Source organism: Microbacterium sp. 05N427 (assembly GCF_056397105.1).
In genome coordinates, this window is sequence record NZ_JBFTMT010000009.1 from 102166 (window position 1) to 124584 (window position 22419).

Annotated in this window: 19 protein-coding genes; 5 read left to right on the plus strand and 14 right to left on the minus strand. The window is 71.0% G+C overall.

Going from position 1 to position 22419, the window contains the following annotated elements; genetic code table 11:
* Positions 1–107: 107 nt before the first annotated feature.
* Genes AC1DG4_RS10810 through AC1DG4_RS10825 form a run of 4 tightly spaced genes read right to left on the minus strand, consistent with a single transcriptional unit; the run spans position 108 to position 3338 of the window.
* Positions 108–1175 (minus strand): sulfate/molybdate ABC transporter ATP-binding protein, encoded by a 1068-nt coding sequence (locus AC1DG4_RS10810; RefSeq protein ID WP_477421231.1) that lies wholly within the window; start codon positions 1173–1175, stop codon positions 108–110.
* Between the two features lie 35 nt (positions 1176–1210).
* Positions 1211–2077, minus strand: coding sequence for an ABC transporter permease (locus AC1DG4_RS10815; protein ID WP_477381443.1), 867 nt, complete (start codon positions 2075–2077; stop codon positions 1211–1213).
* Between the two features lie 41 nt (positions 2078–2118).
* A complete protein-coding gene (gene modA, locus AC1DG4_RS10820) occupies positions 2119–2934 on the minus strand; it encodes a molybdate ABC transporter substrate-binding protein (protein WP_477381444.1) in 816 nt (271 codons plus the stop codon).
* On the minus strand, positions 2931–3338 hold the full coding sequence (locus tag AC1DG4_RS10825) for a TOBE domain-containing protein (protein WP_477381446.1): 408 nt from the start codon (positions 3336–3338) through the stop codon (positions 2931–2933). The genes modA and AC1DG4_RS10825 overlap by 4 nt, the downstream gene beginning before the upstream one ends.
* A 243-nt stretch (positions 3339–3581) precedes the next feature.
* Between AC1DG4_RS10825 and AC1DG4_RS10830 the strand changes: the two genes are divergently transcribed.
* Positions 3582–4112 (plus strand): nucleoside deaminase, encoded by a 531-nt coding sequence (locus AC1DG4_RS10830; RefSeq protein WP_477381447.1) that lies wholly within the window; start codon positions 3582–3584, stop codon positions 4110–4112.
* A gap of 28 nt (positions 4113–4140) precedes the next feature.
* Entirely contained in the window at positions 4141–5685 is a 1545-nt protein-coding gene (locus tag AC1DG4_RS10835) for an NCS2 family permease (protein WP_477381449.1), read from the plus strand.
* A gap of 253 nt (positions 5686–5938) precedes the next feature.
* Here AC1DG4_RS10835 and AC1DG4_RS10840 read toward each other — a convergent pair whose 3' ends face one another.
* From AC1DG4_RS10840 to AC1DG4_RS10855, 4 genes are read right to left on the minus strand one after another with little or no spacing between them, the layout of a single operon-like run.
* Complete coding sequence (locus AC1DG4_RS10840) at positions 5939–6556, minus strand: nucleotidyltransferase family protein (protein ID WP_477381451.1); 618 nt, start codon at positions 6554–6556, stop codon at positions 5939–5941.
* Positions 6553–9456 (minus strand): molybdopterin-dependent oxidoreductase, encoded by a 2904-nt coding sequence (locus AC1DG4_RS10845; protein ID WP_477381453.1) that lies wholly within the window; start codon positions 9454–9456, stop codon positions 6553–6555. The genes AC1DG4_RS10840 and AC1DG4_RS10845 overlap by 4 nt, the downstream gene beginning before the upstream one ends.
* Positions 9453–10523 (minus strand): FAD binding domain-containing protein, encoded by a 1071-nt coding sequence (locus AC1DG4_RS10850; RefSeq protein WP_477381455.1) that lies wholly within the window; start codon positions 10521–10523, stop codon positions 9453–9455. Before AC1DG4_RS10850 ends, AC1DG4_RS10845 begins: the two co-directional genes overlap by 4 nt.
* Positions 10514–11923, minus strand: coding sequence for an XdhC family protein (locus AC1DG4_RS10855; RefSeq protein ID WP_477421233.1), 1410 nt, complete (start codon positions 11921–11923; stop codon positions 10514–10516). Before AC1DG4_RS10855 ends, AC1DG4_RS10850 begins: the two co-directional genes overlap by 10 nt.
* Before the next feature lie 311 nt (positions 11924–12234).
* Here AC1DG4_RS10855 and AC1DG4_RS10860 point away from each other — a divergent pair, with 311 nt between their 5' ends.
* Both AC1DG4_RS10860 and AC1DG4_RS10865 read left to right on the plus strand, forming a co-directional pair.
* Positions 12235–12750, plus strand: a complete 516-nt coding sequence (locus AC1DG4_RS10860; protein ID WP_477381459.1) for a hypothetical protein — start codon at positions 12235–12237, stop codon at positions 12748–12750.
* Between the two features lie 54 nt (positions 12751–12804).
* Entirely contained in the window at positions 12805–13899 is a 1095-nt protein-coding gene (locus tag AC1DG4_RS10865) for a fatty acid desaturase family protein (RefSeq protein WP_477381461.1), read from the plus strand.
* A gap of 22 nt (positions 13900–13921) precedes the next feature.
* Here AC1DG4_RS10865 and AC1DG4_RS10870 read toward each other — a convergent pair whose 3' ends face one another.
* The 6 genes from AC1DG4_RS10870 to AC1DG4_RS10895 form a co-directional block, all read right to left on the minus strand.
* Positions 13922–14500, minus strand: a complete 579-nt coding sequence (locus AC1DG4_RS10870) for a DapH/DapD/GlmU-related protein (RefSeq protein ID WP_477381462.1) — start codon at positions 14498–14500, stop codon at positions 13922–13924.
* Positions 14501–14548: 48 nt separating this feature from the next.
* Entirely contained in the window at positions 14549–15313 is a 765-nt protein-coding gene (locus AC1DG4_RS10875) for a class I SAM-dependent methyltransferase (protein ID WP_477381464.1), read from the minus strand.
* A 105-nt stretch (positions 15314–15418) separates the two neighbouring features.
* Positions 15419–16246, minus strand: coding sequence for a xanthine dehydrogenase accessory protein XdhC (xdhC, locus tag AC1DG4_RS10880; protein ID WP_477381466.1), 828 nt, complete (start codon positions 16244–16246; stop codon positions 15419–15421).
* Between the two features lie 91 nt (positions 16247–16337).
* Positions 16338–18758: a xanthine dehydrogenase molybdopterin binding subunit gene (gene xdhB, locus AC1DG4_RS10885; protein WP_477381468.1), complete on the minus strand. Its 2421-nt coding sequence runs from the start codon at positions 18756–18758 to the stop codon at positions 16338–16340.
* Positions 18755–20284: a xanthine dehydrogenase small subunit gene (locus AC1DG4_RS10890; RefSeq protein WP_477381470.1), complete on the minus strand. Its 1530-nt coding sequence runs from the start codon at positions 20282–20284 to the stop codon at positions 18755–18757. Before AC1DG4_RS10890 ends, xdhB begins: the two co-directional genes overlap by 4 nt.
* Positions 20285–20709: 425 nt before the next feature.
* Positions 20710–21465 carry an IclR family transcriptional regulator gene (locus tag AC1DG4_RS10895; RefSeq protein ID WP_477381472.1) on the minus strand — a complete coding sequence of 252 codons (756 nt, stop codon included), beginning with the start codon at positions 21463–21465 and terminating at the stop codon, positions 20710–20712.
* A 363-nt stretch (positions 21466–21828) separates the two neighbouring features.
* On the opposite strand from AC1DG4_RS10895, the gene AC1DG4_RS10900 reads away from it, so the two are divergent.
* Positions 21829–22419: DUF222 domain-containing protein (locus tag AC1DG4_RS10900; RefSeq protein WP_477421232.1), on the plus strand; the 591-nt coding region annotated here is incomplete at its 3' end.

Sequence of the window (22419 nt, forward strand, 5' to 3'; positions counted from 1 at the left end):
CCGCCCTTCGTCTCGCTGCGCTCGCTCAGGGACCGGTTGGCTGCGCTTGGTCAGGGACCGCCCTTCGTCTCGCTGCGCTCGCTCAGGGACCGGTTGGCTGCGCTCGCTCAGGGACCGGTTCGGATCGAGACGTCGGCCTCGTCGATGCGGAACGAGAGGCGCTGCCCCGGGTGCAGGCCGAGGCTGACGGCATGCGTGGAGGGGCAGTCCACGGCGATGCCTGGGTGCTCCGCGGTGTGCACCCGGATCCCCCCGGGGATCGGATCGAGCTGTGCCACGCGCCCGGTCCAGCAATTCGGCGCCGGGGAGGGGGCCGGAGTGACCGACGGCCCGAGGCCCCAGGAACCGRTGGGCGGATCCACCCGCACGGATCCCGGCGCGAACACGACGCTGCCGGTCGCCCCGTCCCGCAGCGTATCGCCCCGTCCTCGGAGCAGGAGCCCGCCCGCGGCGACGGCGCCACCGCCCGCACCGACCGCCTCGAGGCGGTTCACCCCGGCGAGCGCGGCCACGAACTCCGAACGCGGATGCCCCAGCACCTCCGCGGTGCTGCCGCTCTGCATCACGGATCCGTCCTGCATCACGAGCGTGCGCGCGGCGAGGATCAGCGCATCCATCGGGTCGTGCGTGACGAGCACGATCGGGATCGCGGGGTTCTCGTCCTGTTGGGCGGCGATGAGCCGGCGGGCCTGCGCGGCGGACGGCGCGTCGAGCGCGGCGAACGGCTCGTCCAGCAGCAGCGCATCGGGCTCGGAGGCGAGGGCGCGTGCGATCGCGGCCCGTTGCTGCTGCCCGCCGGAGAGCTCGGCGGGCCGGCGCGCGGCGAAGCCGCCGAGTCCCACCTCCTCCAGCCGTCGCTCCGCGCGACGACGGGCCTCGGCGCGCGGAACGCCCTGCGCGCGCGGCCCGAACGCCACGTTCTCGCGCACGGACAGGTGCGGGAACAGCAGCGGGCGCTGGCCGAGCAGCGCGATGCGACGCCGCGCCGAGGGGACATGGACTCCGCGTGCCGCACCGGGACCGACCGGGCCATCGAGCACGCGGCCGCCGACCGTGACGGACCCGGCGGCCGGCACGATCCCGGCGATCGCGTTGAGCAGCGTCGACTTCCCGGATCCATTCGGTCCGATCACCGCGAGGATCTCGCCGGGCCGCGCCTCGAACGCCGCGGTCATCGCGAATCCGCCGTGCTGAGCGCGCAGATCGACCCTCATCGCACGGCCCCCGCCCGCCATCCGCGCACCAGCACGAGCACCGCGAGGGCGACGAGGATGAGCAGGAGCGACAGCGCGATCGCCGTGTCCTCCTCGACGCCGGCGCCGTTGAACGCCGTGTAGATCGCGAGCGGCATGGTGCGGGTGACCCCGGCGGCGTTGCCGGCGAACAGGGCGGTCGCGCCGAACTCGCCGAGCGCCCTGGCGAAGCACAGCACGGTGCCCGCGATGAGCCCCGGTGCCGCGAGGGGCAGCGTGACCCGGCGGAAGACCGTGAAGCGGCTCGCGCCGAGACCTGCCGCGACCCGCTCGTGCTCGGTGCCGATCGCGCGCAGCGCGCCTTCGATCGAGATCACCAGGAACGGCAGCGCCACGAACGCCTGCGCGATCACCACGGCGGCGGTCGTGAACGGGATCCTGATCCCCGCAACGGCCAGCGCCCCGCCGAGCAGGCCGTTGCGCCCGAGCAGGGCGAGCAGCGCGATGCCCCCGACGAGCGGGGGCAGCACGAGCGGAAGGGTGGTCAGCGTGCGCAGCACCGAGGCCAGCCAGCCGGGGCTGCGGGCCATCGCGACGGCCAGCGGCACCCCGAGGATCGCGCAGACCACGGTCGCGATCGCGGCGGTGGTCAGGGAGAGCCCGAGCGCCTGGAGCGCTGCGGGAGACGTGATCGCCGCCGGAACCGTCGCCCAGTCCAGCCGCACCAGCAGCGCGACGAACGGCAGCACCAGCAGCAGCACCGCGATGCCCGCCGGAATCAGCAGCCAGGCGGGCAGGTGCTCCCCGCGCCGTCGGGGGACAGGCGCGGGGAGCACGGGCGCGGCATCCGAGGTCGGGGAGTCACCACGCGCGGGCCCCGTCATCGACGACCCGATCGCGCGCGGCTCCCTCCGGCCCCCGGTGCTCATGCGCCGCCGAACCCCAGATCCTTGAGGATCTTCTGTCCCTTGTCCGACCGCACGAACCTCTGGAACGCGGTGGCGGCCTCGGCGTTCTTCGAGGCCTTGAGCACCGTGATCGGGTACTTGTTGGTCGCCTTGTCGGCGCCCGTGATCGCGATGCCGGTCACGGCGGATCCCGCGGCTTTGACATCGGTCGAGTACACCAGACCGGCGTCGGCCTCGCCGGCCTTGACCTTGGCGAGCACCGCCGTCACGTTCTGTTCCTCGCTGGCCGGCGTCACGGTCACGCCCGCCGTGTCGAACAGCGTCTTCGCGGCGTTGCCGCACGGCACGGCGGGGGCGCACAGCACGAGCTTCAGCCCCGGGTTCGCGAGCGAGGCGAGATCGGTGACCTTGAGCGGGTTGCCGGGGGCGACCGCGATCTGCAGCACGTTCGTCGTGAAGACGGGCGCATCGCCGGCGAGGCCCGCCTGGGTGACTTTGTCCATGTTCTTCTGATCGGCCGAGGCGAAGACGTCGACCGGGGCGCCCTCGATGATCTGCGTCGCGAGCGTCGAGGATCCGTCGTATGTGATCGGGTTGACGTGCACCTTCGGGTTCTCCGCCTCGAAGGCCGTGCTGATCTGGTCGAACGCCTGGCTCAGCGACGCCGCGGCGAACACGGTGAGCTCGCCGCTGACGGTCGAGGCCTCGGCGGTGCGGGTGGGCGTCGGCGTCGCGGCCGGAGCCGCGCCGGAGCACGCGGTGAGGGCGAGCACCGCGGCAAGGGCAGTCGCGGCGATCGCGGACAGGCGGATCGGGAGGGGGGATCGGGTCATCGCGACTCGGTCCTTTCGGTTTCGATGATCATCATGGTGGCCTTGGTGACGGCGACGGCCTTGCTCCCGACCTCGAGTCCGAGCTCGGTGGCGGCCTCGGCGCTCATGAGAGACACGATGCGGTGCGGACCGCTCTGCAGCTCGATCTGCGCCATCAGTCCTTCTACCCGCACGGCCGTGACGAGGCCCACGAACCGGTTGCGCGCGCTGCGCAGCACGTTGTCGCCCGGATCCGGTTCGCTCGCCAGTGCCTGGGCTCGTTCGGCGAGCTCGGCACCGGGCACGACCTGGTGGCCCGTCGCGTCGGTGGACAGGGTCAGGATGCCGTCCGCGGCCCAGCGGCGCACGGTGTCATCGCTGACGCCCAGAAGGCCGGCAGCCTCGCGGATCCGAAAATGCGTCATGGCGACGACCATAGCGCCGCGAATGCGGAGAAGCAACACGGAATATCACAATGTGGAATCCAGGTTCCAAAAAACCATGGACCTGGCAAAGGAACGCTGTTACTGTCATTTCAACCCGAGGCCGTATCAACGGCCGGAGGCGGGATGACAACCTAGCGGTTCGACGTACTTATCTCGAGGAAGGGCCCGACGAAGGGTCTGACCGGAAGCCGTATCACTGCGACGACAGCAAGGAAGCTCTCCATGAACAGCACCAGTGTGCCTTCTGACAGCAGTGCGCCCTCGTCCGCTGCGCCGGCCACGCCCGCCGAGTATCTCGCTCAGGCCGTCGCCCTCGCCACGGACAACGTCCGAAACGCCGGAGGCCCGTTCGGCGCCCTCATCGTCTCGGCCGACGGCCGGGTCTTCGAAGGGGTCAACCGGGTGACCGCGAACCTCGATCCCTCGGCGCACGCCGAAGTGACCGCGATCCGCAACGCCTGCCAGCAGCTCGGCACCTTCGACCTCTCCGGCGCCACCCTCTACACGAGCTGCGAGCCGTGCCCGATGTGTCTCGCCACGTCGCTGTGGGCGCGCGTGGACCGCGTGTACTTCGCGGCCAACCGCGACGACGCGGCGGACGCCGGCTTCGACGACGCGGTCTTCTACCGCTATTTCGAGGGGGGACCGGAGGACAAGGCGCTCATGCCGGTCTCCGACATCGAACTGCCCGCCGAGGAGCGCGTCGCGCCCTTCACCGAATGGAACCTCACCACCACCCGTACCGAGTACTGACCCGACCCGACGAATCCAGGAGAAGACAATGACGTCCCCCACTCCCACCCCCGAAGCAGAGGGAACACCCGAGAACGAGGCCACGGCCCTGTTCTCCCGTCAGGAGGAGACTCTTCCTCCCTTGAAGACCGGCGCCACCTCGACGGTCGAGGTCGAACCCAAGAACGGTCTTGACCGGTTCTTCAGCATCACCCGCCGCGGGTCGACCGTCGGTCGTGAGATCCGAGGCGGCATCGTGACCTTCGTCACGATGGCCTACATCGTCATCCTGAACCCGCTGATCCTCGGCGGCACGAAGGATGTCGCGGGCCACGCCCTGGATGCGGCGCAGATCGGCGCGGCGACCGGCCTCACGGCCGGCGTCATGACGATCCTGTTCGGCGTCATCGCACGGCTGCCCTTCGCTCTCGCGGCGGGTCTGGGCATCAACTCCTTCCTCGCGGTCGCGGTCGTCGGCCAGGTGACCTGGGCCGAGGCCATGGGGCTCGTGGTGATCAACGGCATCCTGATCGTGCTGTTCGGAGCCACCGGCATCCGGACCGCGATCTTCCATGCCGTGCCGCAGCCGCTCAAGGCCGCGATCACCGTCGGCATCGGTCTGTTCATCGCCTTCATCGGCTTCGTCGACTCGGGCTTCGTCAACCGCACCGCGGGCCCCGGCGGTCCGCCGGTGCAGCTCGGCAACGACGGATCCATCACCTCCGTCCCGACGCTCATCTTCCTGCTGGGGCTCGTCGTCATCGGCATCCTGGTGGCGCGGAAGGTTCCGGGCGGCATCCTGATCGGCATCGTCGCGACCACGATCGTCGCGCTCATCGCCCAGGCGGTGCTGCAGCTCGGTCCCTCCTTCAAGGATCCGAACGGTTGGCACATGACGATCCCGGAGCTGCCGAGCTCGCTCGTCACCATCCCGGACTTCAGCCTGGTGGGGCAGTTCGACCTGTTCGGCGCCTTCGGTCGCGTCGGCGCCCTGTCGGCGACGATGCTGGTCTTCACCCTGGTGTTCTCGAACTTCTTCGACGCGATGGGCACGATGACCGGTCTCGCGAAGAACGCGGGCCTGGCCTACAAGGACGGCACGTTCCCGCGGCTGCGCTCCGCGTTCGTCGTCGAGGGCTTCGGCGCCGTCGCCGGCGGCATGACCTCGACCTCGTCGAACACGGTCTACGTCGACAGCGCCTCCGGCATCGGCGAGGGCGCTCGCACAGGCCTCGCCTCTCTCGTGGTCGGCGTGCTGTTCCTGCTGTCGATGTTCCTGACGCCGCTCACGCTCGTGGTGCCGATCGAGGTCGGATCCGCTGCGCTCGTGATCGTCGGCGCGATGATGATGGGACAGATCCGCGAGATCAAGTTCACCAACTTCGCGGTCGCCCTCCCGGCCTTCCTCACGATCGTGACGATGCCGCTGACCTACTCGATCGCCAACGGCATCGGCGTCGGCTGCATCTCGTGGGCGCTCATCAACGTCCTGTCCGGGCGGGCGAAGAAGGTCCACTGGCTGATGTGGATCGTCGCCGCCGGGTTCGCGCTCTACTTCGTGCGCGGACCGGTGGAGCAGATCCTCAGTCACTGAGCCGTCGTTCGAAGCCCCCGATCCGCGTGTGCGGGTCGGGGGCTTCGGCGTGCTCGGGGCCGATTCGCGTCAAATGCAGGACCTCCGTCCCCGAATGCAGGATCTGCGGCTCGCCTGAGGCGGCGCGCTCCCGGATTCCCCCGTCACCCGCGCCCGCGGGCGGCCGGCGGTCCTGCAGATGGCGGAGCGGTCCTGCATTCGGAGTGTGCCGCGTCGCTGACCTCGGCGGGTGCCAGCCGGCCCACCGGCATGATCAGCGGGGTACCCGCAACTCGGGCCAGGAGGCGAGGTCGGAGGGCTCGTCGATGTCGTCGCCGCGGCCGAGGTCTCCGCACTCCACGTCGTCGACGAGGTGGCGGTTCCGCGCGATCCACGCCCGGGCCGCGGCGTCGCCCTCGGCGAGGGCCGCGGCGGAGCACAGCTCTCCGGTGCCGAACACCACGGGGTTTCCCGGGACGCCGTGCCACATCGCGCGGGCGACGCGTCCCGGCACCTGGGCCGCGAACAGACGCCGGATCACGGAGGCGTCGACACCCGGCTGATCCACGAGTAGCACGACCACGGCATGGGGCGGGGCGTCGGTCACGAGGAGCGGCAGCACGGCCGCGCGCAGCGAGGCGGACATGCCCAGCCGCGCGTCGTGCACCTCGACCACGTGCGCGGCCGGGCAGCGGACGCGGAGCCAGCTGCGCGCCGTACGGGCGGCGGGGCCGACCGCGACGGTGACGCTGCAGCCGGCCTCGGCCGCGGCCCGGGCGGCGCGGGTGACGAGCACCTCGCCGTTCCATGGCAGGAGCGCCTTGGGTCCGCGGCCGAGGCGCGTGCCGCGTCCCGCCGCGAGCACGATCGCGTGGCGGGCGCGCGTCGTCATCGGGTCCCCTCCGCGTCGTCTCGTTCCAGGATCGCCGCGTGGATCCGGTCGCGTGTGAAAGGCGTCGTGGTCAGGCGGATGCCGGTCGCGTCGCGGAGGGCCGCGGCCAGCGCCGGGGCGATGGGGTTGAACGGCGACTCGCTCATCGACTTGGCGCCGAGGGGGCCCAGCACGTCGGAGGTCTGCGCGAAGTGCACCTCGGAGCGCGGGATGTCCGCGAACGTCGGCACGTGGTACTGCCGCAGGATGTCCGACACCACGGTGCCGTCGTCGTCCACGCGCACGATCTCATGCAGCGCGGCGCCGATGCCCTGAGCGATGCCGCCCTCGACCTGACCCCGGCACTGCTCGGGGTTGACCACGACACCGGCGTCGGCGGCGTGGATCGACCGCAGGATCCGCAGCTCCCCCGTGCCCTCGTTGATCGCGACGCGGAAACCCTGCACGTTGAACGCGACGGACCGCGGCGTGCCGCCCCAGTACCCCTTCTCCTCGAGGGGCTGGCCCCGGCGTTCCGCGTCGGCGGCGATCTCGGCCAGGCCGACCGAGTGCTCGCCGCGGATCACCCGCGCGCCGGTGAGCACGCACTCGGCGACCGGCGCGTCGAGCAGATCCGCCGCGCGGGACAGGATGCGCTCGGCCAGGGCGGTCGCGGCGGCGTGCGTGGCCCGCCCCGCGACGACGGTTCCGGTCGAGCCGAAGGCGCCTGTGTCGTGCGGCACCAGATCCGAGTCGGACTGGCGCAGCCGCACGGCGCGGGTCGTCGTCTGCAGCACGGTCGCGGCGATCTGCTGATGCACCGTGGAGGTGCCGTTGCCGAACTCCGCCGTGCCGACGTCGAGACCGAACGCCCCGTCCGCCTGGAGCCGGATCACGGTGTGCGAATGGTGCCCGCGCGGGGGGACCGTGGCGATCATCGCGACCGCGGATCCCTCCCCGAGTCGCCAGCCGGGGCCGAGCGCGGCACGGTCCTCCTCCTTGTCGCGCGCCAGGCCGTCGCGCACGATCCGCACGCACTCGTCGAGGCCGTAGCTGCCGATGATGAGGTCCGGCTCCTCGTGCGCGGCGATCATGGCGTCGTCCGGCCCGATGAGGTTCGCCGTGCGGAACGCGAGCGGATCCATCCCCAGCCGGCGGGCGATCTCGTCGACGGTCGACTCGATCGCGAAGATCATCTGGCTGAGGCCGTAGCCGCGGAACGCGCCGGAGGGAACGGTGTTGGTGTAGACGACGTCGGCGTCGATCTTCTTCGCGGCCGCGCGGTACAGGGCGATCGATTCGCCCACGCCGTGGAACATCACGCCGGGCCCGTGGTTGCCGTACGCGCCCGTGTTGGAGCGCACGTCGACTCCGATGCCCGTGATCCGGCCGTCCGCGGTCGCGCCCATGCGCACCCGGATGCGGAACGGATGCCGCACGCTCGTCGCGGTCAGCACCTCCTTGCGCGAGAACTCGACGCGCACCGGCCGGCCGGTCGCCATCGCGGCCAGCAGGGCCAGGTCCTCGGTGAACACCTCCTGCTTGCCGCCGAAGCCGCCGCCGACGCGGGCGGAGTAGACGCGCAGCCGATCCTTGTCGATGCCGAAGATCCGGGCGAGCGTTCGCCGCGCGAGGAACGGCACCTGGGTGCTGCTGCGCACGACGAAGCGGCCGTCCGGATCCTGCCAGGCGATGGACCCGTGCGTCTCCAGAGCGGTGTGCGAGACGCGGTGGGTATGGAAGGTGCGCTCCTCGACGACGTGACTCGCGGCGAGCTCGGCCTCGAGGTCTCCGACTTCGGAGCTCATCTCCATGACGATGTTGGCCTCGGCACGGGCGACGCCTTCCGGGTCGGGCACGGATCCGCCCGCCGCGTGCGCGCGCTGCCCGGCGGGGGAGGCCGCGCCGTGCAGCGCGACCGTTCCGGCGGCATCGGCGAGCTCCGGATCCGTGTTCGCGGGCAGGACGTCGTACTCGACGTCGACGAGGCGCGCGGCGCGGTCCGCCGCCCGCTGCGACTCCGCCACGACCAGTGCCACGCGCTGTCCGATGAACCGCACGTACTCGTCGAACACGCGGGTGTCATACGGGTCGTCGGCCTCGATCTCATGCTGCGCCGTGGAGAACACGGTGGTCGGCGCGTCATCGCGGCTGAGCACGCGCACGACGCCGGTCGCTGCCAGGGCGCGGGCCGCATCGACCCGGACGACGCGGGCGTGCGCGTGCGGGCTGCGCACGACAGCGGCGTACAGCATCGGGGAGGGGAGCTCGGCCGGGTCGACGTCCATCGTGTAGCGGACGGTGCCGGTCACGACTCCGGCCGCGGCGGGGGCTCCCGTGGCACGGCCCACGCCGCCGGCGCGGTCGTCGATGTTCACGGTGCCCCGCACGGCGTCCTCGATCGCGCGGTACCCGGTGCACCGGCAGATGTTGCCCTTGAGCGTGCGGCCGAGGTCGTCCTCGGCGCCCGCGGGCATCGAGGCGACCGTGCACACCATGCCCGCGGTGCAGAACCCGCACTGGAAGCCGGCCGCGCGGCGGAATCGCTCCTGCACCGGGTGCGGATCCTCGGGGGTGCCGAGGCCCTGCGCGGTGACGATGTCCCGGCCGGCGGCGCGGTGCGCGGGGTACACGCAGCTGTGCACGGGATCGCCGTCGACGATCACGGTGCAGGCGCCGCAGTCCCCGCCGTCGCAGCCCTTCTTCACGCCGTACGACCCCTGATCGCGCAGCCAGGTGCGCAGGCATTGTCCGGGCTCGGGGGTGACCGCGACCGTGCGGCCATCGACGGTCGCGGACGGTCCGCTGGCGTCGGATCCCCGCGAAACACCACGTTCTGCGTGAGACACCAGGGCAGCCGCGGTGTCTGGTGCAGAATCTGGTGTCTCGCGCTGCGAGCGAGGGGTGAGGGTGGCGCTCATCGGGTGCTCCTCTCGATATGCAGGTCGCCGGTGGTCCGCCCGATCGCGTCGTCGACGCCGGAGGCGGACTCCGGCAGCAGTTCGGCGAGGATCTCCTCCCCGAGGCGGTGCGTCATCAGCCTCCGCCAGGCAGGTTCGCCGTGGATGTCGTCGTACCAGCCCCGTGTGCGGCCGACCGCGGCGTCGATCGCGTCGCGCCAGGCGGCGCCGTCGGCACGGACTGCGAGTCCGGCGGCGGTGCCGTCGGCGTGCACCGCGAGTCCGGCGGTCTCGCGTCGGGCGATGGCACACGGATCCGCCATCAGGTCGAGCACGAGCGGGTGGAACGTCGACGCCGTGACGGTGAGCCGCAGCGACGACACCGAGGTCCGCCGCCCGATCAGCAGGGCGGCGGAGCGCCCGCGCTCGGTGAGCGAGATGCGACGGAACGCCGGCGTCTGCGCGAGGGAGGCGCCCGGCACGAGGAAGCTGCGGATCAGCTCGCCGTCGGCGAGCCGGGTGCGGGCGGGGCCGACGATGAGCTCGGCCACGGGCGTGCGCCGTACGGATCCGTCCGGGCAGAGGATCAGCGCGGTCGCGTCCCAGCTGCTGAGCAGCGAGATCATCGGCCCGGCGGGGAGCCCGGTCGCGACGTTGCCGCCCACGGTCGAGACGTTCCAGATCTTCCACGATGCGACGAAGGAGTCGCAGGCCGGCGGGATCAGATCCAGCCCCGGCAGCGCCGCCCGCGGCATGCCCCCCGGCAACGGCTCGTCCGCGAGGGCGCGCAGCTCCGCGATCCGGCACGTCGCCGCGATCTCCAGCGACGCCGCGCCCCCCACTTCTCGAGTCGTCCCTGTCAGGGGACCCTCTGGGGTGCGCTCATGGGGACGACTCGAAGGTGGGTGATGCCAGGTGAGCGGGGGCCAGCCGGCGCCGGTGATGTCGAGCAGCCGGGTGGGGGCGCCGCGGGTGATGTCGGTGCCGTAGGAGAAGATGACGGTGCCACCGGCGAGCCAGGAATCGCCCGGCCGCCACTGCTGCGGATCCGCGCACATCAGCACTTCGTCCACGCTCGTCACATCCATGCCAGAGCCTCCTCGGCCGCCGCGGTGCGTCTCGGCGTCGCGGCACAGCTGCGGCCGGTCAGCACGGCGCCGTGGTCTCGTGCCGCTTCCGGCCCGCGCGCCTCGGCAGGGGCGGCGGCCACGTGCTCGGCGCTCCGCCGCGCATCGTCGTGCACGTCGCCGGCGGTGTCGCGCAGCCGCGCGGGCGGGGCGGGGCGCAGCCGCGCGGGCGGGGCAGGACGCCATCCGGCCCGCCTCGGCGGTGCGCCTGCGGGAGGCGAGTCGGATCCGGTCCGCGTCGGCGGTGYGCCCACGGGTGCGGATCCCGATTCTGCCCGCGCGGCCGACTCGACGAGGATCAGCTCGGCGAGGATCGACACCGCGACCTCGGCCGGGGTGCGCGCGCCCAGGTCCAGGCCGATCGGGGAGTGCAGCCGGCCGAGGTGCGCGGCGGTGAGCCCTCCGGCGCGCAGCTCCTGGATGCGCTTGTCGTGCGTGACGCGGGATCCCATCGCGCCGATGTAGGCGACCTCGTGGCGCAGCGCGGCGTCGAGCACCGGCAGGTCGAAGCGCGGGTCGTGCGTGAGCATCACGATCGCGGTCCGGCCGTCGATGCGGCCTGCGGCGAGCTCCTGGGCGAAGTGCTCGGCCGGGTGCATCAGCACGACCTCGTGCGCGCCGGGGTGGCGGGCGCGGGTGGCGAACACGGGCCGCGCGTCGCACACCGTGACGTGTCGGCCGAGCGCGGCCGCCGCCTGCGCGAGCGCTGCGGAGAAGTCGTTCGCGCCGTAGATGAGGAGCCGTGCGGGCGTCGCGGTCGACTCGATCAGCAGACGTCGCACGACCGGGCACTCCGGTGTCGTGCGGTCGGTCACGTCGACCACGTGCGTGCCGCCGGCGCGCAGCGCCGCCCGGATCCGCTCGACGGCGTTCCCCGCGGCCCGCAGGAGCTCGTCGGGCAGCTCGTCCTGGTCGAAGGCCGTGCAGAGCGCGTCCGTGCGGAGCGTGATCCCGAGCCCCTCCGCAGTGAGGAGCGAGCCGGCCGTGGTGTCGTGCAGCGGCAGGTCGCGAACGAGGTGTGCGCGGTTCGCGGGCTCAGCAGCGCCGAAGGTGCGCAGCGGCTGCACCAGCACGCGCACGTCGCCGCCGCACATCAGGCCGATCGAGATGCCGTCGTCGTCGGCGTAGCCGAAGGAGTGCAGCTCGGTCGTGCCGGATTCGAGGCACGCGAGTGCGGCGTCGACGACCGCTCCTTCGACGCAGCCGCCCGAGACGGATCCGATCGTGCGGCCGTCGTCGCGCACCGCCATCGACGTGCCGGCGGGGCGGGGGACGGATCCTGACACCTCGACGATCGTCGCGACCGCCCATCGATCCGGGTCGGCGAAGCACTCGGCGTACTCGTGGATGCGATCCAGAATGGGGCACCTTCCTCATTCAGGTGCCGGCCATCGGCGCCTGATCAAGGGCGATGCATCGGGCCTGTGGCGAGGGAGGAACCCCGGGTCACAATCCACGGCGTCACCGCCTGGGATGCCCGGTAGATGGTTCTGCTGTCGCAACCCGCCTAGGCCTGCGACGATGATACCGAGGATCCACCGGGACGGCAAATATTTCCTCCGCATAGTGAACTTTTAATTCCGCCATACGGACATCTGAGAACCCTCCGTCGGGAGGTGTGAGGCGACCGCTGCCTGTGAGCGTGCACAGGCACCGGGCGTAACGTCCGTACATGAACGCACATTTCGCGAAGACGGAGCCGGTCCCCGACCTGCTGGGTCTGAACTCGGTGCTGGTCGGGTCGCTTCCGGCGACGCTGATGACCCCCGACGCTCCGGACCGCTACACCGTCGAAGCGGTGTTCACGCGAAAGGCCGATCGCGCGGAGATCGCTGCGATCCAGGGTCATGAGACGCGGGCCAGGCTCTCCGCCCACGGTTTTCCCACGGTGGAACTGCGCGTCACCGATCGTCGGCTGGAAATGGCGAACACGAACCTCGAGGAGCTTCGCGACGGCCTCGCGACCGTCATCGCCGATCTGCTCGCCCAGATCAGCATCGCGCTCATCGCGGAGCGTGAGATCGCGGCGCACCGACTCCACGACGCGTCCGATCGGGAGCAGGCCAGAGCCGCCGCCGTCGCGTGTCTGGCCGAGTCGGTCGTGTTCGAGCGCCGGCCCGCCGCGGTCGTCGACGACGAGTGGTACATCTCCGGCGGGATCGACGGGTGCGGCTCTGCCCTCGGGTGAGCCGCCGGGAGGAGAAGGCCGGAAGAGACGGCCGGAGGAGAAGGAGAGGGAATCATGGACGATCTCGGCCCCGTCCTGCGCACCCACCCGCGCAGGGGGCCTCACGCGCAGCAGAGCACGTATACGGATCTGGCGCAGCAGATCCGTCAGCGCGGGCTGCTGCGCCGACGTTACGGCTACTACTGGTCGAAGCTCGTCGCCGCACCCCTCACGATGGCGGCCTGCCTGCTCGTCTTCGCGCGCATCGGAGACTCCTGGTGGCAGCTGTTCACCGCTGCCGTGCTCGCGATCGTGTTCACTCAGATCGCCTTCCTCGGGCATGACGCCGCGCATCGGCAGATCTTCGTCTCGGGGCGCTGGAACGACTGGACCAGCCTGATCCTGGGTGATCTGCTCGTGGGGATGAGCTACGGATGGTGGCGGCACAAGCACACGCGCCATCACTCCAACCCGAACAAGCTCGGGGCCGATCCCGATATCGAGCTCCCGGTCATCACCGTCACCGCCGAGTCGGCGGCGCGGCACGGAGGGCCGGTCGGAACGTGGCTGCGGGGGCATCAGGGGCTGCTCTTCTTCCCGATCCTGCTCTTCGAGGGGCTCTCCCTGCACGCATCCAGCATCCGACGCGTCTTCACGCGCGACCGCCTGGAGCATCGCGGGGTGGAGATCGGATTCCTGGCCGTTCGGATGATCGGCTATCTGACCCTCGTCTTCCTGGTGCTGTCGCCGGGGATCGCATTCGTGTTCCTGACGGTCCAGCTCGGCCTGTTCGGCTTCTACATGGGCATCGCGTTCGCCCCCAATCACAAGGGCATGCCGATCGTCCCTCACGACGTGACGCTGGACTTCTTCCGGCGTCAGGTGATGATGAGCCGCAACATCCGCGGTCCGTGGATCCTCGACGTCGCGATGGGCGGGCTGAACCACCAGATCGAACATCACCTGTTCCCGTCCATGCCTCGGCCTCATCTGCGTCGCGCCGCGCCGCTCGTCAGGGCGTACTGCGGGCAGCAGGGCGTGCCGTACACGGAGACCGGGCTGTTCGCGTCGTACGCGATCGTGGTCCGCTACATCAACCGGGTCGGACTCGGTGAGCGCGAGGTCTTCACCTGTCCGCTCGTCGAGGGGCGCGCGTCGATCGGCGGGTAGGGCACCGCGAAGGAACGGCCTGTCACCAGCTCCGGAGCACGGCCGCCTTCGGGCCCGCGACGAGCGAGCGGGCGGGGACGTCGTCGGCGACGACCGCGCCCGCCGCGATGACGGCGTCCCGGCCGATCGTGACACCAGGCAGGATCGTCGCGCCCGCGCCGATCCAGACGTTGTCCTCGACGAGGATCGGTGCACCGGAAAGGTACTGCCGCCGCTCCTCGGGGTCGACGGGGTGTCCTACCGTGATGAACGTGGCCTTCGGTCCCACCATCACGCCATCGCCCAGCCGGATGCCGGCGAAGTCGAGGAACGTGCAGCCCTGGTTGATGAAGACGCGCTCGCCGAGCTCGAGCCGCAGTCCGTGGTCGGTGTAGAACGGCGGATAGATCGTGAGGCGCGGCGGAAGGGGGCCTCCGAGGATCTCCTCGAAAAGGGCCGCGCGCCCCGCCTCGTCGTCGAAGGGCAGCAGGTTGAGGCGCGAGGTCAGCGCACTCACCGCGAGCACGCGCTCGCTCATCGCGCGGAACTCCGCGCCCAGCACGCGCTCGCCCGCGGCGAGGAGCTCCGGGTCATGGATCGGCAGGAAGCGGTCGCGCGTCATCCGGCCAGTATGCGAAGGGCCACCGACATGCGGGGTTGCGGCGCGCGGTCAGGCCCTCCGTCCGCTGATGCTCGTCGCGCAGCCGAAGAAGTGCCGCCGCACCTCGACGTGCAGGCCGGGCTCCGCCTGGAAGGCCTCGACGGCGCGGGATCCGTCTCCGAAACCTTCGAGATAGCGGTGCAGCATCCGATACTCGGTCGGATCGGAGAGCAGCAGGATCCCGGCAAGCGGGACGATCCAGCGCAGGTACGCGAGGTAGGCGATCCGCAGCGCTCGGCAGGCGGGCTCCGTGACGTCGATGAAGGCGAAGGATCCGCCGGGTCGCAGCGCCCGCGCGACCTCGGATGCGAGGCGCTCCAGCTGCGGGGCATCGAACGTCTTCAGGCCGTAGGCGCTCACGACGACGTCGAAGGACGCGCGCTCGGCCGTTCCGTTCAGCGCGTCCTCCTGGCGCAGTCGCACCCGTCCGCCGAAGCGGGCGCGGCTGCGCGTCTCGGCGTGCGCCATCATCTGCGCGGAGAAGTCGACCGCCGTGATCTCGGCCTGCGGGAGGCGGCGTTCGATCTCCGTCCAGGTCTCGCCTCGCCCGCTCATCAGGTCGAGCACGCGGCGGGGGGATCCGCTGGCTCCCACCAGGCCGAGCAGCTGCCGCCGCCACAGGGTGGCGAAGCCCAGCGAGAGGGCGACGTTCATCCGGTCGTACGAGGCCGCCATGCGGTCGAACAGCTGCCGCACGTCGTCGGCGTCGTAGGGCGGGGCGGCGATCTCGGCGGAGGCGATCGCGACGGTCGGACGGTGCGAGATCTCGGTCATGGGACGACGATAGCGGATGAACTGAACGTGTTCAATAAGTTCTCGCGAAGAGAGTAGGTTCTCGCGAAGAGAGGGGGCGTCGCAGCGGCGACGCGGGTGGGACGCCTACTCGGCGGGGGCGGCTTCGTCGATGAGCTGCAGGATCCGGGCCGCGACGCTCACCGCGATCACGGCGGGCTGCTTGCCCGCGACCTCGGGGATCCCGATCGGGGTCGTGACGCGGGAGAGGTCCTCTTCGGTCTGGCCCAGCTCGTGCAGCTTCTTACGGAAACGCGCCCACTTCGAGGCGGATCCGATCAGGCCGATGGATCCGAGATCCGCCGTACGCAGCGCCTGGTCGACGATCGCGAGGTCCTCGACGTGGTCGTGCGTCATGACCAACACGTGCGCGCCGGGGGTCAGATCCGCGAGCGCCGCCTCGGGCACGGGGGCGTGCACGAGGTGCACCCGCGCCACGGCGTCGCCGAGCGGGCCGCGCTGTCCGGGGATCCCGATCCGGTGCTCCGCGAGCATCTCCTCCCGCGAGTCCACGAGCACGAGGTCGAGTTCGTGCCGGGCGAGGATGCGCGCGAGCTCGAGGCCCACGTGGCCCAGCCCGAACACGGCGACGGCCGGGGTGACCCTGATCGGCTCGAGCAGCATGGTGACCTCTCCTCCGCAGCACTGCACACCGTATTCGGTGACGGCCTTGTCGCTCAGCGTGAGCGTGAGCAGCTCGGGTTCGGCGGACCCGTCGGCGAGCATCCGCCGCGCCTGCTCGATCGCGGTCTGCTCGAGGTTGCCTCCGCCGACCGTCCCGTGGACGGAGGTCGGAGCGACCACCATTTTGGCGCCGCCGTTGCGCGGGGCATGGCCGCGGACTGTCGCCAGGGTCACGATCACCGCGGGGATCCGCTGCGACCGCAGATCCTGCAGCGCGTCCAGCCAGTCCACAATGCTCCTTCGTTGTGCTTCTACTTCCGGGTCGTCCCCATCAGCGGACCCCATAGCGTGCGCTGGCGGGGACGACTCGGAAGTGGGTGGGTCAGTCGCCGGCGGTGGAGACGAGCGGACGGTCTTCGGCGGGGGCGGAAACCGGAGTCTGGGTCTCGGACGAGCCCGCGCTCGACGCCGCGGCGGACGCCTCCTGGGCGGTGCGGACGGCCCAGAACACGGCCTCGGGGGTCGCGGGGGAGGCCAGGTCGACCGAGTGGCCGGCCGGACCGAAGGCCGCCACGGCGTCTCGCAGGGCCTCGCGAGCGCTGAACGCGAGCATGAACGGCGGCTCGCCCACGGCCTTGGATCCGTAGACGGCGCCCTCCTCTCGCGCGTTCTCGAACAGGCGCACGTGGAACTCCTCCGGCATCTCGGAGAAGCTCGGCAGCTTGTACGTCGAGGCGGACTGGGTCTGCAGACGACCGCGGTTCGGGCCGTCCGACTCGTCCCAGCGCAGCTCCTCGAGGGTCAGCCACCCCACGCCCTGCACGTAGGCGCCCTCGATCTGTCCGATGTCGAGCATCGGGGAGAGCGAGTCGCCCACGTCGTGCACGATGTCGACACGGCGCACCCGGTAGGCGCCCGTGAACTCGTCCACCTCGACCTCGGTCGCCGCGGCGCCGTACGCGAAGTACTTGAACGGGGATCCCTGCATGATCTCCGGATTCCAGTGCAGGCCCTCGGTGCGGTAGTAGCCGGCGGCGAACAGCTGCACGCGCTGGAAGTACGCCGCCTTGACGACCTCGCCCCAGGAGACGCGGTTCACCGGTGCGCCGAGCGCGGTCACGAAGCCGCCGCCGAAGCGCACGTCGCGCTCATCGACGCCGAGCATGCGCCCCGCGACTTTCGCGAGCCGATCACGGATCTGCTCGCACGCGTTCTTCACCGCGCCGCCGTTGAGGTCGGCGCCCGAGGATGCCGCCGTGGCCGACGTGTTCGGCACCTTGTCGGTGCGGGTCGGCGCGAGGCGCACCTGATGCAGGTCGACGCCGAGCGCGGTCGCGGCGACCTGCAGCATCTTGGTGTGCAGGCCCTGGCCCATCTCGGTGCCGCCGTGGTTGACGAGGATCGAGCCGTCCTTGTAGATGTGCACGAGGGCGCCGGCCTGGTTGAATGCGGCGAAGTTGAACGAGATGCCGAACTTGATCGGGGTCATCGACAGGGCGCGCTTCGCGTGCGGGCTCGACGCGTTGAATTCGGCGATCTCGACGCGGCGCTCCGCGACGGATGCCTCCTCCGAGAGCTGACCCCAGATCGTCTCGAGCCGGCCCGCGTCCTTCACGACCTGGCCGTACGGCGTGCTCTGTCCTGGTTGGTAGAAGTTGCGCCGCCTCAGTTCGAGCGGATCGATGCCCAGCTGCGGGGCGATCCGACCCAGGATGTCCTCGATGAGGAAGACGCCCTGCGGGCCGCCGAACCCGCGGTAGGCCGTGTTCGAGGTCTTGTTGGTCTTCACGATCTGCCCGTACGCGTGCACGTTGGGGATCCAATAGGAGTTGTCCAGGTGGCAGAGCGCGCGGCCCAGCACCGGCTCGGACAGGTCGATCGACCAGCCGCCGTCGCAGGTGAGGGTCGTGTCGAGCGCCTGCAGCAGCCCGTTCTCATCGAAGCCGACCTTCCACGCGATGTGGAACGGGTGCCGCTTGCCGGTCATCGTGATGTCCTGCGTGCGGTTCAGGCGCAGCCGCACCGGGCGTCCGGTGAGCTTGGCGCCGAGGGCCGCGATCGCCGCGAAACCGTGCGGCTGCATCTCCTTGCCGCCGAACCCTCCGCCCATGCGCAGGCACTGCACCGTGATCTCGTTCGCGGGGATCCCGAGCACGTGCGAGACCAGATCCTGGGTCTCGGTGGGGTGCTGCGTGGAGCACTGGATGAAGTACTGCCCCTCGGAGTCGCGGATCGCGAAGGATGCGTGCGTCTCCAGATAGAAGTGCTCCTGGCCGCCGAACTCGGTCACGCCTTCGAAGACGTGAGCGGATCCGGCGAGGCCCGCGGCGGCGTCGCCGCGCTGCACGGTGCGCGGGGTGCCCTGGAAGGACTGCGCGTCGAGCGCGTCCTGCACCGTGATGAGCGATGGCAGCGGCTCGTACTCCACCGTGACGCGCTCCGCGCCGAGGCGCGCGGCCTCCTGCGTCTCGCCGAGCACCCAGACCAGGGCGTGCCCGTAGAACATCGCCTCGCTCGGGAACAGCGGCTCGTCGTTGCGGATGCCCGCGTCGTTCAGACCCGGCACGTCCTCAGCGGTCAGCACCCGCACGACGCCGGGCACCTCGTAGGCGCCTGACACGTCGATCGTGACCTTCGCGTGCGCGTTCGTGGACTGCACGGGCCAGGCGGTGAGCACGCCTGCGGTCTGCTCCGCGATGTCGTCGGTGTACATCGCCGCACCCGTGACGTGCAGGGCAGCGCTCTCGTGCGCGGCCCGCTGGCCGACGACGGGGTTCTCCGGGCGGTCGGCGAGAGTGCTCATGCCGACACCTCCTTCGATTCGATGACGGTTGCGCTGTAGAGCTTGAGCAGCGCGGTGTTGAGCATGAGCGAGCGGTATTCGCTGCTGGCGCGGTGGTCGGACATCGGCGTGCCCTCGCCGCGGAGGATCTCGGCGGCCGCCTTCACGGTGGCGATGTTCCAGGGCTTGCCGATCAGCGCGTCCTCGGTGGCACGGGCGCGCAGCGGAGTGGCGGCGACACCGCCGAGGCCGATGGTCGCGCCGGTCACGATGCCGCCGTCGATGTCGAGCGCGAAGGCGATGGCGACGCTGGAGATGTCGTCGAAGCGGCGCTTGGCGATCTTGTGGAAGGCGGTCGTGGTCGCGAGCGGCAGCGGGATCCGGATGGCCTTGATGAGCTCATCGGGGTGCTTGACGGTCTGCCGGTAACCGGTGAAGTAGTCGGCCAGGTCGACCTCGCGCAGCACGACGCCGGACCCGCCCTCGGCCAGTGAGGCGAGCACGACGCTCGCATGCAGGGCGAGCAGCGCCGGCGGGGTGTCGCCGATCGGGGATCCGGTGCCGAGGTTGCCGCCGAACGTGCCGCGGTTGCGGATGAGGCGGGAGGCGAACTGCGGGAAGAGCTGGGCGAGCAGGGGGATGCGCCCCTCCAGGCGCTTCTCCACTTCGGAGAGCGGGAGGGCGGCGCCGATCTCGACGACATCGTCTTCGATCTTCAGCGTGCGCAGCTCGGGGAGCTGTTCGATCGCGACGACGAGCGGCGCGCGGCGGCCGCGGATGTTCACCTCGACGCCCCAGTCGGTGGAGCCGGCGACGAGCAGAGCATCCTTCTCGTCCTGTAGGATCCGCAGGGCATCGATGAGCGTCGCAGGGCGGACGAAGCGCGCCCCGTCGACCTCGGCGTCGGTTGCGACCGGCTCGGGGGCGGGCTGTGCGAGCCGCTGCTGCAGCGGGTCGTCGGCCTCGGGCGAACCGAGCGTGTAGGCGGCATCGCGGATCGGGCGGTACCCGGTGCAGCGGCACAGGTTGCCGCTCAGCGCGTGAAGGTCGAAGCCGTTCGGGCCGTGCTCCGGATCGTGCCCTTCGACAAGCTCAGGCGCCGGGCACTCGGTCGTCGAGCCCGTCGAAGCGTCGTGCTCTTCGGCACGCTCAGGGGCCGGAGCCCGATCGGCTCGGTAGTACTCGCCGGCCATGCTGCAGGCGAAGCCAGGGGTGCAGTAGCCGCACTGGGATCCGCCGGCTTCGGCGAGCTTCTCCTGCACGGGGTGCAGGTCGTCGACGGATCCGAGGCCCTCGGCGGTGACGACCTCCTGGCCGTCGAGCGCGTACACCGGCACGAGGCAGGCGTTCACCGGGGTCCACGTGGTGCCGCCGTCCGTGGTCGGCGTGGCGAGCAGCATGGCGCAGGCGCCGCACTCGCCCTCCGCACAGCCCTCCTTGCTGCCGGAGAGGCCGCTGTCGCGCAGCCAGTCCAGGGCGGTGGCGTGCGCGGGCGTTCCCACGAGCGGGCGCTGTTGTCCGTTGACGGTGACGGCGATGTCAGGCATGGGTCTCCTCGGATCCGGCGACACGTTCGATCGCTTGTCCTAAGGCGATCGTGCCGCGTGGGCAGGGTCAGGACAAGGGGTGTGCAGGGAAGGCGGCGGAGGCGTGCGGCCGCGTCGCGCTGAGGTCCCGTACGCTCGGATCGGCGCCCGTGCGGACGACGGTCACGTCCTGTCGGGTGTCGCGCGGGGCGCGACGATTCGCACGGTTCGGCATCATCGCCTCTCCTCGCCTTCAGCGATCCAGAAGTTTCCGAGATTCGGAATAGTGGTTCTGGAGCATGGAAAGCGTAAGACGGCGGGTCGGTGCAGGTCAAGCGCCACGCGCCATTGCGGCCGAAAGTCCCGCAGGTGAGCGCCGTGCACATCCTCGCGACCGCATCCGCGGAGCGCTCATGCGCTCGAGGACGGATCCGCCGACGTCGGGCTCAGCGGGCGTTCGTCGCGGCCGAGATCTCGGCGACGACGTCGCGCAGCACCGGGATCGCCCGCTCGGCGAAATCCTCGCCGACGCGTGACATCGGGCCGGAGACGGAGACGGCCGTCAGCACGGGCATGTTCGGCACCGCCATCGCGAAGCAGCGCACGCCCACCTCGTGCTCGCCGTCGTCGACCGCGTAACCGCGCTCCCGGCTGGCGGCGAGATCGGCGAGCAGTTCGTCGATGGTGTCGAGCGAACGGTCGGTGGAGTGCGGCATTCCGGCGCGGGCGATGATGTCGCGCACCTGGTCGTCACCGAGCTGCGCGAGGATCGCCTTGCCGACGCTCGTGGAGTGCAGATGCGCGCGGCCGCCGACCTCCGTGAACATCCGCATGGCGTGCGGCGACGGCGCCTGCGAGACGTAGACGACGTTGTCGCCGTCGATCGTGGCGAGGTTCGCCGTCTCGCCGAGTCGGTCTACGAGGGACTTCAGCTGCGGCATCGCCATCTGGCCGAACTGGCGGTTCGCGACCTCGCCCAGGCGCACGAGCTTCGGGCCGAGCGCGTAGCGGCGGTTGGCAAGCTGGCGCGCATACCCCTGCGAGACCAGAGTGCGCAGCAGGCGGTGGATCGTGGACAGCGGAAGCTCCGCGGCGCCCGCGAGCTGGCTGATCGTGGCGTCGCCGTTTGCGTCCGCGATGAGCTCGAGCAGGTCGAAGACGCGGGAGACGGACTTGACGTCCGTGGAGCCTTCAGCCACCATGCGGATCCTCTCGGCTTATCCGGGCGCGAGTTATCCGCATGCCGGAAGGATGATTCCCGAGCAGAGTATCCCACGAGGGGCCTCAGATGGCCGACGCTGTCCTCCGCCGTCCTCCGCCGTCCTCCGCCGCCGCCGCCGTCCTCCGCACGGCACCGGTCCGCCGTTCCCTGCGCGGGTGAGCCACCTCAGCAGGTTCACCCGGCCCGCCGGGCTCGCCGGGCTCGCCGGGCCTGCCGGGCCCGCCGCGCCTGCCGGGCTCACCGGGCTCACCGGGGGCCTTCCCATCTCAGAGTCGTCCCTGTCAGCGCACGCTATGGCGGTTTTCGGGGTGGGAATGTCGGTGGTTCGGGGTTGACTGGGGTCATGACGAACTCGACTGGTGCGGTGGTGGATCCTGGGGTTTACCCGGTGGATCCGGTCGTCGTGCTGGGCATGTTGAAGGACACGCTCGCGGTGACGGAGGCATCGATCATCCGGTTGCAGGCGTTGCGGGACGCGAATCTCGGGGTCGCGCAACGCGTCGCGGAAGAGATCGCCCGGGCCGGGGCGGCGGCGGTCAAAGGCGGGGCGGCGGTGCGGGGTGAGGCCGTCGAGATCGCCGCACGGTCGGTCGCGGCGGAGCTGGCGGGGGTGCTGCACATGTCGGACCGGGTCGTGCAGGCCCGGATGCCACGCGCCGCGGACCTGATGACCCGGTTCCCGGCCACGATGGGGGCGTTCGGGGAGGCGCGGATCAATGCCGCGCATGTGCGGGTGATCCAGGACGCCGGTGCCCGCCTCGATGACGACGACGTGCGGGCGGAGTTCGAGCAGGTCGCGGTCGCCGCTTCGGAGGGGGAGACTCCGCATCGGGCGAAACGGGTCGTGGAACGCGTCGCGGAACGCCTCGCCCCGCGCAGCCTCACCGACCGGCACCGGGACGCGCAGGAGCACCGGCGGGTGTGGCGGGAAGAC